This window comes from Ruegeria sp. AWH4_226, from assembly GCF_056159225.1.
The window spans coordinates 2,935,196-2,948,606 of the sequence record NZ_JBSWUU010000001.1; the positions used below are offsets into that span (position 1 = coordinate 2,935,196).

At 58.3% G+C, this 13,411-nt stretch carries 16 protein-coding genes; 13 read left to right on the top strand and 3 right to left on the bottom strand.

Annotated elements, in window-relative coordinates; all coding sequences use genetic code 11:
• Positions 1-34 precede the first annotated feature (34 nt).
• From hutI to ACXAET_RS14545, 8 genes are all read left to right on the top strand, one after another.
• Positions 35-1,243: an imidazolonepropionase gene (gene hutI, locus ACXAET_RS14510; RefSeq protein ID WP_475186503.1), complete on the top strand. Its 1,209-nt coding sequence runs from the start codon at positions 35-37 to the stop codon at positions 1,241-1,243.
• Positions 1,240-2,769, top strand: a complete 1,530-nt coding sequence (gene hutH, locus ACXAET_RS14515; protein WP_475186506.1) for a histidine ammonia-lyase — start codon at positions 1,240-1,242, stop codon at positions 2,767-2,769. The genes hutI and hutH overlap by 4 nt, the downstream gene beginning before the upstream one ends.
• Positions 2,769-3,566: an N-formylglutamate deformylase gene (gene hutG, locus ACXAET_RS14520; RefSeq protein ID WP_475186507.1), complete on the top strand. Its 798-nt coding sequence runs from the start codon at positions 2,769-2,771 to the stop codon at positions 3,564-3,566. Before hutH ends, hutG begins: the two co-directional genes overlap by 1 nt.
• On the top strand, positions 3,563-5,245 hold the full coding sequence (hutU, locus tag ACXAET_RS14525; RefSeq protein WP_475186509.1) for a urocanate hydratase: 1,683 nt from the start codon (positions 3,563-3,565) through the stop codon (positions 5,243-5,245). The genes hutG and hutU overlap by 4 nt, the downstream gene beginning before the upstream one ends.
• Positions 5,246-5,315: 70 nt before the next feature.
• Positions 5,316-6,194, top strand: a complete 879-nt coding sequence (gene serB / locus ACXAET_RS14530) for a phosphoserine phosphatase SerB (protein ID WP_475186512.1) — start codon at positions 5,316-5,318, stop codon at positions 6,192-6,194.
• A 47-nt stretch (positions 6,195-6,241) separates the two neighbouring features.
• Complete coding sequence (locus tag ACXAET_RS14535) at positions 6,242-6,571, top strand: ArsR/SmtB family transcription factor (protein ID WP_475186514.1); 330 nt, start codon at positions 6,242-6,244, stop codon at positions 6,569-6,571.
• Positions 6,559-6,987 carry an SRPBCC family protein gene (locus ACXAET_RS14540; protein WP_475186517.1) on the top strand — a complete coding sequence of 143 codons (429 nt, stop codon included), beginning with the start codon at positions 6,559-6,561 and terminating at the stop codon, positions 6,985-6,987. The genes ACXAET_RS14535 and ACXAET_RS14540 overlap by 13 nt, the downstream gene beginning before the upstream one ends.
• 22 nt (positions 6,988-7,009) lie before the next feature.
• Positions 7,010-7,330 carry a YciI family protein gene (locus ACXAET_RS14545; RefSeq protein WP_475186520.1) on the top strand — a complete coding sequence of 107 codons (321 nt, stop codon included), beginning with the start codon at positions 7,010-7,012 and terminating at the stop codon, positions 7,328-7,330.
• 5 nt (positions 7,331-7,335) lie between these two features.
• On the opposite strand, the gene ACXAET_RS14550 is transcribed toward ACXAET_RS14545, so the two are convergent.
• Complete coding sequence (locus ACXAET_RS14550; protein WP_475186524.1) at positions 7,336-8,334, bottom strand: asparaginase; 999 nt, start codon at positions 8,332-8,334, stop codon at positions 7,336-7,338.
• Positions 8,335-8,512: 178 nt separating this feature from the next.
• On the opposite strand from ACXAET_RS14550, the gene ACXAET_RS14555 reads away from it, so the two are divergent.
• From ACXAET_RS14555 to ACXAET_RS14575, 5 genes are all read left to right on the top strand, one after another.
• The gene (locus ACXAET_RS14555; RefSeq protein ID WP_068336896.1) at positions 8,513-9,046 is read left to right on the top strand and encodes an invasion associated locus B family protein; all 534 of its coding nucleotides are present in this window, start codon (positions 8,513-8,515) and stop codon (positions 9,044-9,046) included.
• A 162-nt stretch (positions 9,047-9,208) separates the two neighbouring features.
• Positions 9,209-9,373, top strand: coding sequence for a hypothetical protein (locus ACXAET_RS14560; protein ID WP_475186528.1), 165 nt, complete (start codon positions 9,209-9,211; stop codon positions 9,371-9,373).
• 142 nt (positions 9,374-9,515) lie between these two features.
• Positions 9,516-9,893 carry a lysozyme inhibitor LprI family protein gene (locus ACXAET_RS14565; protein ID WP_475186530.1) on the top strand — a complete coding sequence of 126 codons (378 nt, stop codon included), beginning with the start codon at positions 9,516-9,518 and terminating at the stop codon, positions 9,891-9,893.
• Between the two features lie 79 nt (positions 9,894-9,972).
• Positions 9,973-11,160, top strand: coding sequence for a dual-specificity RNA methyltransferase RlmN (rlmN, locus tag ACXAET_RS14570; protein WP_475186532.1), 1,188 nt, complete (start codon positions 9,973-9,975; stop codon positions 11,158-11,160).
• Between the two features lie 233 nt (positions 11,161-11,393).
• A complete protein-coding gene (locus ACXAET_RS14575; protein WP_475186536.1) occupies positions 11,394-12,020 on the top strand; it encodes a cytochrome P460 family protein in 627 nt (208 codons plus the stop codon).
• Here ACXAET_RS14575 and ACXAET_RS14580 read toward each other — a convergent pair whose 3' ends face one another.
• A complete protein-coding gene (locus tag ACXAET_RS14580) occupies positions 12,021-12,365 on the bottom strand; it encodes a chaperone modulator CbpM (protein ID WP_475186537.1) in 345 nt (114 codons plus the stop codon). It abuts the gene before it with no gap.
• On the bottom strand, positions 12,362-13,279 hold the full coding sequence (locus tag ACXAET_RS14585; protein ID WP_475186539.1) for a DnaJ C-terminal domain-containing protein: 918 nt from the start codon (positions 13,277-13,279) through the stop codon (positions 12,362-12,364). Before ACXAET_RS14585 ends, ACXAET_RS14580 begins: the two co-directional genes overlap by 4 nt.
• Positions 13,280-13,411: the final 132 nt, after the last annotated feature.

Below are 13,411 nucleotides of genomic sequence, written 5' to 3' on the forward strand. Positions count from 1 at the left end.
AAATCAAACAAGAGGGGAGCCGAAAAGAATCGCCATGACCAGAAAAGCGGTTTTGATCAGCGCCGGAATGGCCACGATGACCGATGGGGAAACGCCCTACGGGCTGTGTCACGATGCAGCGATTGCAGTTGACGGGGCCAAGATCGTTTGGGCCGGGGCGCATAGCGCCCTGCCGCAAGAGTTCACCGACTGGCCGACTGAAGACTTTGGGCCGCGTCTGATCACCCCGGCTCTGATCGACGCACATACGCATGTTGTATTCGGCGGTGACCGCGCGGTTGAGTTCGAGATGCGGCTGAAAGGTGCTTCATACGAGGAAATCGCCCGCGCCGGGGGCGGTATCCTGTCTACGGTCACCGCCACGCGGGTAGCTAGCGAGGACGCGCTGTTGGCGGATGCGCTGACCCGGGTTGACGCGCTGATCGCTGAGGGTGTCTGTACCATTGAGGTTAAGTCTGGCTATGGGCTGGACACAGAGACCGAGTTGAAGATGCTGCGCGTGGCCCGCCGTATTGGCGAATCCCGTCCCGTCCGTGTGAAAACCAGCTTTCTGGGCGCGCACGCGGTGCCGCCGGAATTCGCTTCGCGGCCTGATGACTATATCCGCGATGTCTGCATCCCGACCCTGCGCAAAGCCCATGCCGAGGGTCTGGTGGATGCAGTTGACGGTTTCTGCGAAGGGATCGCCTTTACCCCCGCTCAGATCGCGCAGGTTTTTGACGTGGCGCAAGGTTTGGGCATTCCGGTGAAACTGCATGCAGAACAACTGTCCAATCTGGGCGGAACGCAATTGGCGGCGTCCTACGGAGCCTTGTCGGCTGATCATGTCGAATATCTGGATCAGGATGGAGTGTCCGCCATGGCAAGGGCTGGAACGACGGCCGTTTTGCTGCCGGGTGCGTTCTATACCCTTCGGGAAACGCAGGTGCCGCCTGTCGACCTGTTGCGCCAATACGCAGTGCCAATGGCGCTTGCGACGGATTGCAACCCGGGGTCCTCACCGCTGACTTCGGTATTGTTGGCGATGAATATGGGCTGCACCCTGTTCCGCCTGACGCCAGAAGAGGCACTGGCGGGTGTCACCAGAAACGCGGCCCGTGCCTTGGGAATCGGCGACGCGGGAACAATTGCGCCCGGACAACGCGCAGACCTGGCGGTTTGGGACGTCGCGCACCCTGCTGAACTGGCTTATCGCATCGGATTCAACCCGCTCCACAAACGTGTGTTCGGAGGGTTGGCATGACCATTCTGAGGTTGCAGCCGGGTCAAGTGTCTCTGTCGCAATTGGCCGACGTGTATTGGAACCAAACGGCCGTGTTGCTGGATCCTGCGTGTAAACCCGCAGTCGACGCGGCAGCCGATCGCATTCGTGCCGCCGCTCGGGGTGACGAACCCGTCTATGGCGTCAATACCGGCTTTGGTAAACTGGCCAGCCATAAGATCGCCGCGCAGGATACGTCGATCCTTCAACGCAACCTTATCCTTAGCCACTGCTGTGGTGTGGGTCGGGCTATCCCAAGGCGGCTGACGCGGCTGATGATGACGCTCAAGCTGTTGTCGTTTGGCCGGGGCGCGTCGGGTGTGCGGTGGGACCTGATCGAGGTGTTGCAGCAGATGCTGGTCCGAGGGGTCACGCCGGTGATCCCGGCGCAGGGGTCGGTCGGAGCGTCGGGCGATCTTGCACCGCTTGCCCATATGACCGCAGTGATCATTGGTGAAGGCGAGGCAGAGGTAAACGGAGAGATCCTGCCGGGGGATCAAGCCCTGAAACGCGTAGATTTAGAGCCTATTCAACTAGGCCCCAAGGAAGGCCTTGCCTTTATCAACGGTACGCAGTTTTCAACGGCCTTTGCGTTGGCTGGTCTGCTTGAAGCCTGGCGCGCGGCACAAAACGCGCTTGTCATCTCGGCCATGTCGACGGACGCGATCATGGGGTCAACTGCGCCACTACGGTCCGAAATCCATACACTTCGTGGTCATCGCGGCCAGACTGAAGCCGCCAGCGCCATGCGTGCCGTGCTTGATGGGTCGGAAATTCGCGAAAGTCATCGCGATGGCGACACGCGGGTGCAGGACCCGTATTGCATTCGGTGCCAGCCGCAAGTCACCGGTGCAGCCATGGATGTAATGCGTCAGGCTGCCGCCACGCTAGAGGTTGAGGCCAACGCGGCCACCGACAATCCATTGGTGCTGGAGGACGGTATCGTGTCGGGCGGGAACTTCCATGCCGAGCCGGTCGGGTTCGCAGCAGATATGATCGCCCTGGCCCTGTCCGAAATCGGTGCCATCGCGCAACGCCGAATTGCGCTGATGGTGGATCCGACGCTCAGCTTTGACCTGCCGCCTTTCCTGACGCCCAACCCCGGTCTGAACTCGGGCCTGATGATTGCCGAGGTCACGACGGCTGCGCTGATGAGCGAGAACAAGCATCTGGCCAATCCATGTGTGACGGACAGCACCCCGACCTCGGCCAATCAAGAGGATCACGTCTCGATGGCGGCGCATGGCGCGCGGCGTTTGACCCGTATGGTTGAGAATTTGAACTACATTCTGGGTGTCGAACTGCTCTGTGCAGCGCAGGGGGTCGAGTTTCGTGCACCGCTGACCACAAGCACCCCGTTGCAACAGGTTATTGCCCGGTTGCGGGCAGACATTCCCGCCCTGGCCGAAGATCGCTATCTGGCGCCGGAGCTGGAGGCCGCAAAGCACTTGGTCGCTGACGCCACCATTCTAAGCGCGGTGGGCATTCCAATGCCGGAGCTTACGTGATGCAAGTGGTCAGCGTGCAGCGCGGCGATAGCCCGATCGTGCTGGGGCAACCTCACGGCGGGACATTTGTACCCGATGAGATCGCGGCCCGCTTCAATGACACGGGGTTTGCGTTGGCCGATACCGATTGGCACATAAACAGGCTCTATGACGAGATTTTAGAGGGAGCCACTGTCGTGCAATCCCATATCCACCGCTATGTGATCGATGCCAACCGTGACCCTGAAGGTATCTCGCTTTATCCCGGCCAGAACACAACGACGCTGGTGCCGCAGACAGATTTTGATGGCCAGCCCATCTGGCAGAGTGGGCAGGAACCCTCAGAAGACGAGATCGCCGAACGATGTCAGGCCTACCATGCGCCCTATCATTCTGCGTTACGCGAAGAGGTTGAGCGTGTCCGCAACCGCCATGGGGTGGCGGTTTTGTTCGATTGCCACTCAATCCGCAGCCGCATTCCGTTTTTGTTTAACGGAACGCTGCCCGACATGAATATCGGAACCGATGGGGGTGCAACCTGCGACCCGAATATAGAGTCTATTACAAGTGAATGTGCCTTCAACTCACCTTTTAGCAGCGTCTTGAACGGACGCTTTCGAGGTGGGTGGACGACACGTCACTATGGTCGCCCTGCTGAAGGGGTACACGCCATTCAGATGGAGTTGGCACAGTCCACCTATTTGGCGGCCGAGGTTGTCCCGTGGCGCTATGACCCGGCCAAAGCGGACCGGTTGCGCCGCTCGTTACGCGACATTCTGAATGCCATCCAGGACACTGCATTGGAGCTTACGCCATGACTGACCCTCGTAAGAATACCCGCGACATCTATCCTCCGACTGGTCCCGAGTTAAATGCGAAAAGCTGGATGACCGAAGCGCCGCTGCGGATGTTGATGAACAACCTGCACCCGGATGTGGCGGAAAATCCGCATGAGCTGGTGGTCTATGGCGGTATTGGACGGGCGGCGCGCACGTGGACTGATTTCGATACTATTGTCGATGGTTTGAAAGACTTGGAAGAGGACGAGACCCTGATCGTCCAGTCCGGCAAACCCGTTGCAATTATACGCACGCACAAAGACGCGCCGCGCGTGTTGATCGCCAATTCGAACCTTGTGCCGCATTGGGCGACCTGGGATCACTTCAACGAGCTCGATAAGAAGGGTCTGATGATGTACGGCCAGATGACCGCCGGGTCTTGGATCTATATCGGGACGCAGGGCATCGTTCAGGGCACATATGAGACCTTTGCCGAGGCAGGACGCCAGCATTATGGCGGCGACCTGACGGGTAAGTGGATTCTGACCGGCGGGTTGGGCGGCATGGGTGGTGCGCAACCGCTGGCGGCTGTCTTTGCCGGGGCGTGTTGTCTGGCAGTTGAGTGCAACCCCGATAGCATCGATTTTCGCCTGCGGACCAAGTATCTGGATGAAAAAGCCGAGACGCTGGACGAGGCGCTTGCGATGATCGATCGCTGGACCAAGGCGGGCCAGGCCAAATCGGTTGGCCTGCTCGGTAACGCGGCAGAGATCTTCTCCGAGATTTACCGCCGCATGGCCGAAGGTGGTATGCGCCCGGATATCGTCACTGACCAGACGAGTGCTCATGATCCGATCAATGGCTACCTGCCACTGGGCTGGACCATGGCGCAATGGCGGGAAAAGCGCGAAACAGACCCTAAAGCAGTTGAAAAAGCGGCCCGCGCGTCGATGAAGCAGCATGTTGCCGCGATGGTCGATTTCTGGAACGCAGGTGTTCCGACGCTGGATTACGGCAACAACATCCGGCAGGTGGCGCAGGATGAAGGGTTGGAGAACGCCTTTGCCTTCCCCGGCTTCGTGCCTGCCTATATCCGCCCGCTATTCTGTAAGGGGATCGGCCCGTTCCGCTGGTGTGCCTTGTCCGGTGACCCGGAGGACATCTACAAGACCGATGCCAAGATGAAGGAGCTGTTCCCCGAGAACGAGCATCTGCACCGTTGGCTCGACATGGCTCGGGATCGGATCGCGTTTCAGGGTCTGCCAGCGCGCATCTGTTGGATCGGGTTGGGGGATCGTCACCGTGCCGGGCTTGCTTTCAACGAGATGGTGGCCAGTGGCGAGCTGAAAGCGCCGGTTGTTATCGGTCGTGACCACCTCGACAGTGGTTCGGTCGCCAGTCCGAACCGGGAAACCGAGGCTATGCTCGATGGGTCCGATGCGGTTTCAGATTGGCCGCTGCTAAACGCATTGATCAATACGGCCAGCGGCGCGACGTGGGTGTCGATTCATCACGGCGGCGGGGTCGGTATGGGCTTTAGCCAGCACGCGGGCGTCGTAATCTGCGCTGACGGGACCGAGGATGCGGCAAAACGGCTGGAGCGTGTCCTTTGGAATGACCCGGCCTCGGGCGTGTGGCGCCATGCGGATGCGGGGTACGAATCCGCGAAAGACTGCGCCCGCGCCCATGGGCTGCGGTTGCCGGGTATTCTGGGGTAGACACTTCAACTGTCTCTGGTGAATTGGCGCCCTCTGAGGTATGCGCATGGAAGTTCGCAGGAGACCGAAGATGTATGTAGCCACGCTGTTGACCAACCCGGACACGCCCAAGCTTGATCTGGCTTTGGTCGAGTCGCTGTGCAGTGCATGGGGTGGCGATGATCTGGTGTGGCTCAGCCAAGATGAGGCCGCGCAGTTTTTGTTTCCCAGCCTGCCCGACAACCGGTGGGACGTCTGGGCCGAGCTGCAACTGCTGGAAGTCGACCTGATCGTTCAGCGGCTGGGGAAGCGCCGTAAACTGATGCTGTTGGCCGATATGGACAGCACGATGATTCAGCAGGAATGCATTGATGAACTGGCCGATGAGGCCGGTGTGGGCGATCGGGTCAAGGATATCACCGCGCGGGCGATGAATGGTGAGCTGGATTTTGAAGGCGCGCTTATTGAACGTGTTAGCCTTCTGAAAGGTCTGGATGAGGCCGTGATCGGCAAGGTGCTGGAACAACGCATCACGCTGATGCCCGGCGGTAAAGAGCTGGTTGCGACGATGCGTCTGAACGGGGGGTACGCCGTTCTGGTATCAGGCGGGTTCACCGCCTTTACCGCCAAAGTGGCCGACCTGCTGGGTTTCGATGAGAATCGTGCGAATACTCTACTGGTCGAAAACGGCAAGCTCACGGGCGATGTACAGCGCCCGATCCTGGGGAAACAGGCCAAGGTAGACGCGCTGGAACAGATCACCAAGCGCCTGGGTCTGTCCGAAGCTGACGTGATCGCTGTCGGCGACGGGGCCAATGATCTGGGGATGCTCAGCCGGGCCGGAACCGGGGTGGCGCTGCACGCCAAGCCGTCGGTTGCAGCGCAATGTGACATTCGGATCAACTATGGGGATTTGACGGCGTTGCTCTACCTGCAAGGCTATTCCCGCACGGCCTTCGCAGACGTCTGACCCGAAAGGGGCTTCCTTTTATTTAACAAAAATGTTAAATAAGAGTCATGAACACGCTTCTGACTGCTTTCTCGGCCCTGTCCGACGCCACCCGATTTTCAATTGTCGAGCAATTGATGCAAAGCGGTGAACTGTCTGCCGGTGATCTGATCGAAGGGCGCGGCATATCGGGGGCGGCAATATCGCGTCACCTAAAGGTGCTGCGCCAAGCCGGTCTGGTTCAGCAACGGGTGCGGGGCAGTCAGCGGATATACTCCATCCAACCCGAAGGGCTGCGCGCGATTGCCGAATGGACCATCTCGAAACGGGAGTTTTGGGAAAGCAGCTTGGACCGTCTAAATGATTTGATTGAAAGTGAAAATTCATGGCCGACCTGAAACTGGAACGTGAGTTCCCAACCACCCCCGACAACCTGTTTGCGTGGATCAGTGACGGTGCAAAGCTGTTGCAATGGTGGGGGCCAGAAGGGATGCAGGTGCCTGAACATGACCTGGATTTTTCGCGCCTTGGTCCGTGGTACTCGGTCATGGTCAATGCGGAAGGCCAGCGCTACAAGGTATCAGGACAGGTTACCCATGTTGACCCGCCCAAATCAGTGGGGTTCACATGGGGGTGGCACGATGATCAGGATCAGCGCGGGACAGAAAGCCATGTGACGCTGACGGTCGAGCCCTCGGGCGATGGTGCGCGCCTAATCCTCGATCACCGCGATCTGGGCGATGACGAGATCGCGGCCAACCACGAATCCGGCTGGACCTCATCCCTGCGCAAGCTCGAGGCACAGTTTCCATAGGCTTTCATGACGGAGGAAGAAAATGCCCCAATATTTGTTTGTTTATCACGGCGGAACCACCCCGACCGATCCCACTGAAATCGACGCAACCATGGCCGCCTGGGGTGCGTGGTTCCAGAACATGGGCGAAGCGCTGGATATTCCCGGCAACCCGGTTGGCCAGTCTTACACCGTCAGTTCCGGTGGTGTTGTTGACAATGGCGGTGCAAATCCGGCCTCAGGCTTTACCGTGATCAAAGCGGACAGCATCGACGCCGCAACCGAGATGGCCAAGGGGTGCCCCATGGTCATCAACGGTTCGGGTTCGGTCGAGGTCGCCGAGGTGCACGAAATCGAAATGTGAGAGCCTCAGCCGGGAAATCCTGACGCTGGTTTGATCACACCGCATTCCAGCCCGCGGCGGCTGTACTGCGTGGCGTTCATGAATGTGCGGGTGGCTGGATGGTCGGCCTCCAGCACACCCAGGCTGACCAGAATGGCGGCAATCGCGCATTCACTGGCGCGAGTCGTGCCATCGGTGATTTTCAAAGCCACGCCCATACGTTTCTCTGGAATAATGGCGACGAAGACCGCCTCGGCCCCAGTCTTGATTGCAGCGCGTCCTTCCATGGCGCGCATCAGCTCGGTACAGGCGCGGTTTTCTCCGGCGACCAGCTCCGGGTGTTTGATCATTGCGGCCGTCAACTGAGCCGCCGCATCGCTGGCCCGGTCCGAGCGATCAGCGGCTGACGCAAACCACGCCATCGACCGCGCCAGCCCGACGAGCGAGGTGGCAAAATTCGGGGCCGAACAGCCATCGATGCCAAAAGCCGGGCTGGTCTCTCCCGTTGTCTCCTCAATCGCGGACAGGCTGGCCTGTTGCACTGGGTGGTCGATCTCAAGGTATTCCGGCCCGGCGCCCATATGCTGGGCTACTGTCAGAAACCCGCAGTGTTTGCCCGAACAATTGTTGTGAATCTGACAGGGCGTGTCATCGGCGAGGATCAACCCGTCCCGTGCCGCCATGTCCTGCGGTTCTTGCGGGCCGCAGCGCAGATCATGCTCGGACAGTCCAAGGTGATTCAGCCAGGCCGATACGCGATCTGTATGAATATGCGCGCCATTATGAGACGCGCAGGCCAGCGCCAGATGTTCGGTATTCAGCCCGTATTTTGCGGCCGCTCCGGATGTGATCAACGGCAGCCCCTGGATCATTTTGGCCGAGGATCGGGGATAGATCACTGCATTGGGATCACCCCAGCTTTGCACAATCTGTCCGCTGTCGTCACAGACCACCGCATGCCCCATATGCAGGCTTTCCAGCAGGGGGCCTCGCCACAGTTCTGTCATTGGTACCGGTTGCGTCATCTGGCCCCTCCGTTATTTGCGCAAAATTCTGCCAATCGCCCTTTCGCCTGTGGCGAAACCTGCGTTAGTGTGTGTATGTCGACAATCATCGGAATACGCAACTTACAGACGAACCGGCAGAGTTCGAAGCTAAGTCCGGTGGGTATGAGGTATTAGGTCGGGCTAGGAGGCTGGACAGATGGGATCGAAACTCGTCCGTGTGATTGCGGGCCTGTGTATGGCCGGGTTGGCCACAACTGCAACCGCTCAACAGGCGTCAAGCACCAATCGCGTGGCGGCGAAGACGGATTGGAGCGTTTTCGTTGAAGATGATCCCACCGAATGTTGGAGCGTGTCAGCCCCCAAGGAAACCGTGAACACCCGAGGTGGCCGCGTAGTATCGGTGCGCCGTAGCGATATCTTGCTGTTCGTGTTTTATCGTCCGAACGCAGATGTGAAGGGACAGGTGACGTTCACCGGCGGATATCCTTTTGCAGCAGGCTCGACAGTGAATGTCGAAGTCGACGGGTCTGAGTTTGAATTCATCACCGACGGTGAATGGGCCTGGCCCGCGACGGCTGGTGAAGACCTGAAGGTTGTCGCGGCCATGAAGCGCGGAACCGAGGCGGTGCTGACCGCGCGTTCGGAACGTGGAACACAAACCAAAGACACATTCTCGCTTTTGGGCTTTACGGCCGCAATTGAAGACGCCGAGAAGCGCTGCACGGAATAATACCAGACATACAGCGCGCAGAGCCCCGTCATCCGGCGGGGCTTTGAGTTTTTCACATAGACGTATTGTTTACGTCACGTCCGGTATTCAACTTGATCCGTATCAAAGTGATCCTCTGTCTACTGAACTAATCAGTTTACGGACAAAGGAAGGAACCTGAAAATGCTGAATAAAACCCTCGCCGTCTTGATGCTGGCTGCTGCATTGCTGAGCGCGTGCGAAAACACCAATGAGACCTATCCGATTTCGGGTGAGGAATGCGGTCCGAATGACCCGGTACAAACCTTGGACGCTGCAGATTGTGCCGTTGTTCCTGCGGGCGTCTGATAGGTTTTGCTGAGGCATGTTTGCCATGAAATGACAGATCAGCCAGGCCGCGGCGCACGTTGCGTGGCGGCCAACTCTGTTAGGCACAACTGACAGCTTGTGTTACTGTCGGCGCTTAAGAAGTGTCTAGTGGAAACGACTTATGCGTCACGTTCTGTTTGTTCTGTTCCTGCCGTCCGCCGCGTTTGCGGACCCGACGTTGGAATGCTGGGAGGCAAGCTCTCAGGTTGAGATCGGGTCTTGTGTTCGCGACGCAGAAGCCCGCGTCAACAAGGCCGTCGAGGCGAGCTATGACCTCGCCATGAGTGCCGCAAAAGAGCTTGATGACATCACCGAACGATTGGTCGCGCAACCCGCGTTAGAGGCGGCACAAGACGCATGGGTCTCTTACCGGGATGCACAATGCGAAGCGGTTGGCGCATCTTTTGGCGGCGGCTCGGGCACGGGGATTGCCATTACCGCTTGTCGGGTTGATCTTGGCCGTGCACGCGTTGATCAATTGCTGGGCTACGCGAATTAGGCGTGACGATTCCTTTTGATCTTTGCGCGCAATCCTATATAGAGGCGCATCCCAAGCCAGAATGTTCCGAGATAGCCACATGTCGCCCAAAGCGCCGATCACTCAAGACGTCATGATCATCCCCCGCAAATTGCCGGAAGGGAAGACAAACCTTGTCGGCCTGACCCGCGACCAACTGCGGGAGGTGCTGATCGCACATGGCACGCCTGAAAAGCAGGCCAAGATGCGAACCGGACAGATTTGGCAATGGATTTACCAGTGGGGTGTGCGCGACTTTGCCAAGATGACTAACCTTGCCAAAGCCTATCGCGCGCAACTGGCCGAGAGCTTTGTGATCGAAATTCCCGAAGTGGTCACCCGTCAGGTGTCCGAGGACGGGACGCGCAAATACCTGTGTCGTATTGCGGGCGGACATGAGGTCGAGGTCGTTTACATCCCCGAAGAGGATCGCGGGACGCTGTGTATCTCATCCCAGGTGGGCTGCACGTTGACCTGCTCGTTCTGCCATACCGGCACGCAGAAACTTGTGCGCAACCTGACCGCGGCCGAAATTGTGGGCCAGGTGATGATGGCCCGCGACGATCTTGATGAATGGCCGACCCCCGGCGCGCCCAAGGACGAAACGCGCCTGCTATCAAACATCGTTCTCATGGGCATGGGCGAGCCGCTCTATAATTTCGAAAACGTCCGCGACGCGATGAAGATCGCCATGGACCCCGAGGGGATTTCCCTGTCGCGCCGGCGCATCACTTTGTCCACATCCGGCGTTGTGCCTGAAATCGCACGCACGGCCGAGGAAATCGGCTGTTTGCTGGCGATTTCCTTCCACGCGACCACGGATGAAACCCGCGACGTGCTGGTCCCGATCAACAAGCGCTGGAATATCGAGGAGCTGCTGCAAGCACTTGCCAGCTATCCCAAGGCCTCGAATTCCGAGCGGATTACGTTCGAATACGTGATGCTGGATGGTGTCAATGACAGCGATGAGGACGCACACCGGCTGATAGACCATATCAAGCGCTACAATATTCCGGCCAAGATCAACTTGATTCCGTTCAACGAATGGCCCGGCGCGCCTTACAAAAGAAGCTCGAACAACCGTATTCGGGCCTTTGCGAATATCGTCTATCAGGCGGGCTACGCCTCTCCGATTCGAAAGACACGCGGCGAAGATATCATGGCAGCCTGTGGTCAGCTGAAATCAGCAACCGAACGCGCCCGCAAATCCCGCAAGCAGATTGAGGCCGAAGCTGGTCTGCAACGCTAGGCTGTTCAAGTATCCCAGATCAGAGAGGTATGGTATACTGGTCGGGTCACTGTCATTTGCCTATGAATTATGGGGCGTTTTTCAGGCTCAGTCCGAGTTCCAAATCTCACTCTGACGCACAAAGCTGTGAAAGCCATGGCCCGGCAGTAGCGCGATTCTTCAAGGCCGCTATCCTTCTCAGGGTCAGGTTTGCGGCGCTTAGGCGAACCTTGTCCATCGGGTAGGCCATTCAAATGTTTTTACGATTTAGACGTTTCGTTTTGATCTCCATCTCAGCCTTAGGGCTTGCGGCCTTGGTTGTGTCAAATGCAGGTGCGCAGTCTGCGAGCGAAAATGCTCATATCGCCATCGAAAACCCGGCTGAGTTGTCCAAGGAAGAAGCCTTGCGCATCTATCAATCGTTGCAGCGTCGCATGGCGCGGGGCTACGGCGCCGCACAGTTGGACCAGCTTATGAATTACCAGAGCTGGCCGCTGTTTAACGATGCACCTTATATCTCGGCTACGCATGGCAAAAGATTTGTAAACAGCTATGCCAATCGAATGGCGCACAACTACGGGACGCTTCAACCGGGCGAAAAACTCCCCCTCGGCTCGGTTCTGGCAAAGGACAGCGTCACCGTAACGGATGAGGGCAATGTCCATCCCGGCGCGTTGTTCGTGATGGAGAAGCTGTCCGCGGGCGCCAGCCCCGATACGGCTGATTGGCGTTATATCATGGTATTGCCGGATGGATCGCTTTTTGGGGATACGATGGGCGCCCGTGCCAATGCGGTCGCCTATTGCCACAGTTGCCACGAAACGGTTTCGGACCGGGACTATACTTTTTTTGTGCCCGAAGAGTTCGCCACAAGCAACTGATCACTGCCCGCCGAATCGAGCCGTACCAATCACCTTGATCAAAGCCTGACGTACCGGTTCGGGTTGTGTCTCAATCGCCTTCAACACCTCGCGCAGTTCCGCGCGCAACCCGTGCATCTGGTCAATCAATGAGATCATCATCGACAGCGCGTCAGGCTCCATCTCGTATTGATCGTGTAATTCGCAGGCCAGTTCCAGGCGGGCGGCGTCGAGGGTGCGGTAGACCGGGCCTTGCTCTGTCTGCTCCGGGATAACAATCTCGGCGGCCAGGTATTCGGTCAACCGGGTCGATGTCAGGTGGGTGACGGTTGCAATCAACTGCTCTTCGGTCAGGGTGCGGGTCATGACGGCATTCCTTTACGCGGATCATAGCGGTGGCTTTCGCGCCATGTCTCCATGAATTGCTTAAGCTCGTCGTCGATCTCCTCGGGCATCGACACGGTCAGCTCGATCAGTTGATCGCCACGCTCGGTTGAGCCGCGTTTCTTTACGCCTTTACCGCGCAGGCGCAGCGTTTTGCCACTGCTGGTTCCTGCGGGAATATTGACATTTACGCCACCATCAATGGTGGGCGCGCGGACTTTGCCGCCCAGAATGGCCTCGTCAATTGTGATTGGCAGGGTGATACGGATGTCATCGCCCAGACGCTCGAATACGGGGTGACCGGCAACCGAGACCGTGACCAGAGCGTCACCCGGTGGACCTTCGCCAAATCCCGGATCACCTTTGCCGCGCAGGCGGATGGTCTGTCCGTCCGTGATACCGGCCGGGATTTTTACTTCGATCCGGTCGCCATCGGGCAAGGTCAGTTTCTGGCTGGCACCAAAGACTGCGTCCAGAAAGCTGATTTGCAGGGTATAGCTTCGATTGTGCCCCGGCGCATGGAAATCACCTCTACGCTGCCCAAAGCCACCGCGCCCGCGCATGAACTCGGCAAAGATGTCTGACATATCCTCAGGGTCTGCCGCCTGTCCGCGATAAGGGTTTCCGGCGGCCTCGGCATATTCGCGGTAATACTGCTGTTGCGGGCGTTCCTGGCCTGACGCGTCAATCTCACCCTTGTCATACCGGGCGCGCTTTTCCGGGTCCTTCAGCAGATCATAGGCAGCGGCCGCAGCTTTAAATTTGGTTTCCGCCTCCGTATCGCCCGGTTTCAAATCGGGGTGGCAGTCTTTGGCGATGCGCCGGTAAGCTTTTTTGATTTCGGCGGCGCTGGCATCTTTGGCGACACCAAGCACGGAATAGGGATCGTCGCTCATCTCACCTCTCGCGGGTCGGGCTGAACAGGATAGGTTGCATCATGCGATTTCACTCGTCCGAAAGGAAGAGGCATTTGAAACCGCTCGCAAAATCCTGCAAGCTTGTTAACATATGCATATTTAGAACAGTTG

Excerpts from the sequence above, each read along its gene's own strand:
- ACXAET_RS14545 (WP_475186520.1), top strand. The coding sequence starts at position 7,010 with ATGCCCCAATATTTGTTTGTTTATCACGGCGGAACCACCCCGACCGAT.
- hutG (WP_475186507.1), top strand. The coding sequence starts at position 2,769 with ATGCAAGTGGTCAGCGTGCAGCGCGGCGATAGCCCGATCGTGCTGGGG.
- hutU (WP_475186509.1), top strand. The coding sequence starts at position 3,563 with ATGACTGACCCTCGTAAGAATACCCGCGACATCTATCCTCCGACTGGT.
- rlmN (WP_475186532.1), top strand. The coding sequence starts at position 9,973 with ATGTCGCCCAAAGCGCCGATCACTCAAGACGTCATGATCATCCCCCGC.
- ACXAET_RS14585 (WP_475186539.1), bottom strand. The coding sequence starts at position 13,279 with ATGAGCGACGATCCCTATTCCGTGCTTGGTGTCGCCAAAGATGCCAGC.
- ACXAET_RS14565 (WP_475186530.1), top strand. The coding sequence starts at position 9,516 with ATGCGTCACGTTCTGTTTGTTCTGTTCCTGCCGTCCGCCGCGTTTGCG.
- ACXAET_RS14540 (WP_475186517.1), top strand. The coding sequence starts at position 6,559 with ATGGCCGACCTGAAACTGGAACGTGAGTTCCCAACCACCCCCGACAAC.
- ACXAET_RS14550 (WP_475186524.1), bottom strand. The coding sequence starts at position 8,334 with ATGACGCAACCGGTACCAATGACAGAACTGTGGCGAGGCCCCCTGCTG.
- ACXAET_RS14575 (WP_475186536.1), top strand. The coding sequence starts at position 11,394 with ATGTTTTTACGATTTAGACGTTTCGTTTTGATCTCCATCTCAGCCTTA.
- ACXAET_RS14580 (WP_475186537.1), bottom strand. The coding sequence starts at position 12,365 with ATGACCCGCACCCTGACCGAAGAGCAGTTGATTGCAACCGTCACCCAC.
- hutH (WP_475186506.1), top strand. The coding sequence starts at position 1,240 with ATGACCATTCTGAGGTTGCAGCCGGGTCAAGTGTCTCTGTCGCAATTG.
- ACXAET_RS14535 (WP_475186514.1), top strand. The coding sequence starts at position 6,242 with ATGAACACGCTTCTGACTGCTTTCTCGGCCCTGTCCGACGCCACCCGA.
- serB (WP_475186512.1), top strand. The coding sequence starts at position 5,316 with ATGTATGTAGCCACGCTGTTGACCAACCCGGACACGCCCAAGCTTGAT.
- ACXAET_RS14560 (WP_475186528.1), top strand. The coding sequence starts at position 9,209 with ATGCTGAATAAAACCCTCGCCGTCTTGATGCTGGCTGCTGCATTGCTG.
- hutI (WP_475186503.1), top strand. The coding sequence starts at position 35 with ATGACCAGAAAAGCGGTTTTGATCAGCGCCGGAATGGCCACGATGACC.
- ACXAET_RS14555 (WP_068336896.1), top strand. The coding sequence starts at position 8,513 with ATGGGATCGAAACTCGTCCGTGTGATTGCGGGCCTGTGTATGGCCGGG.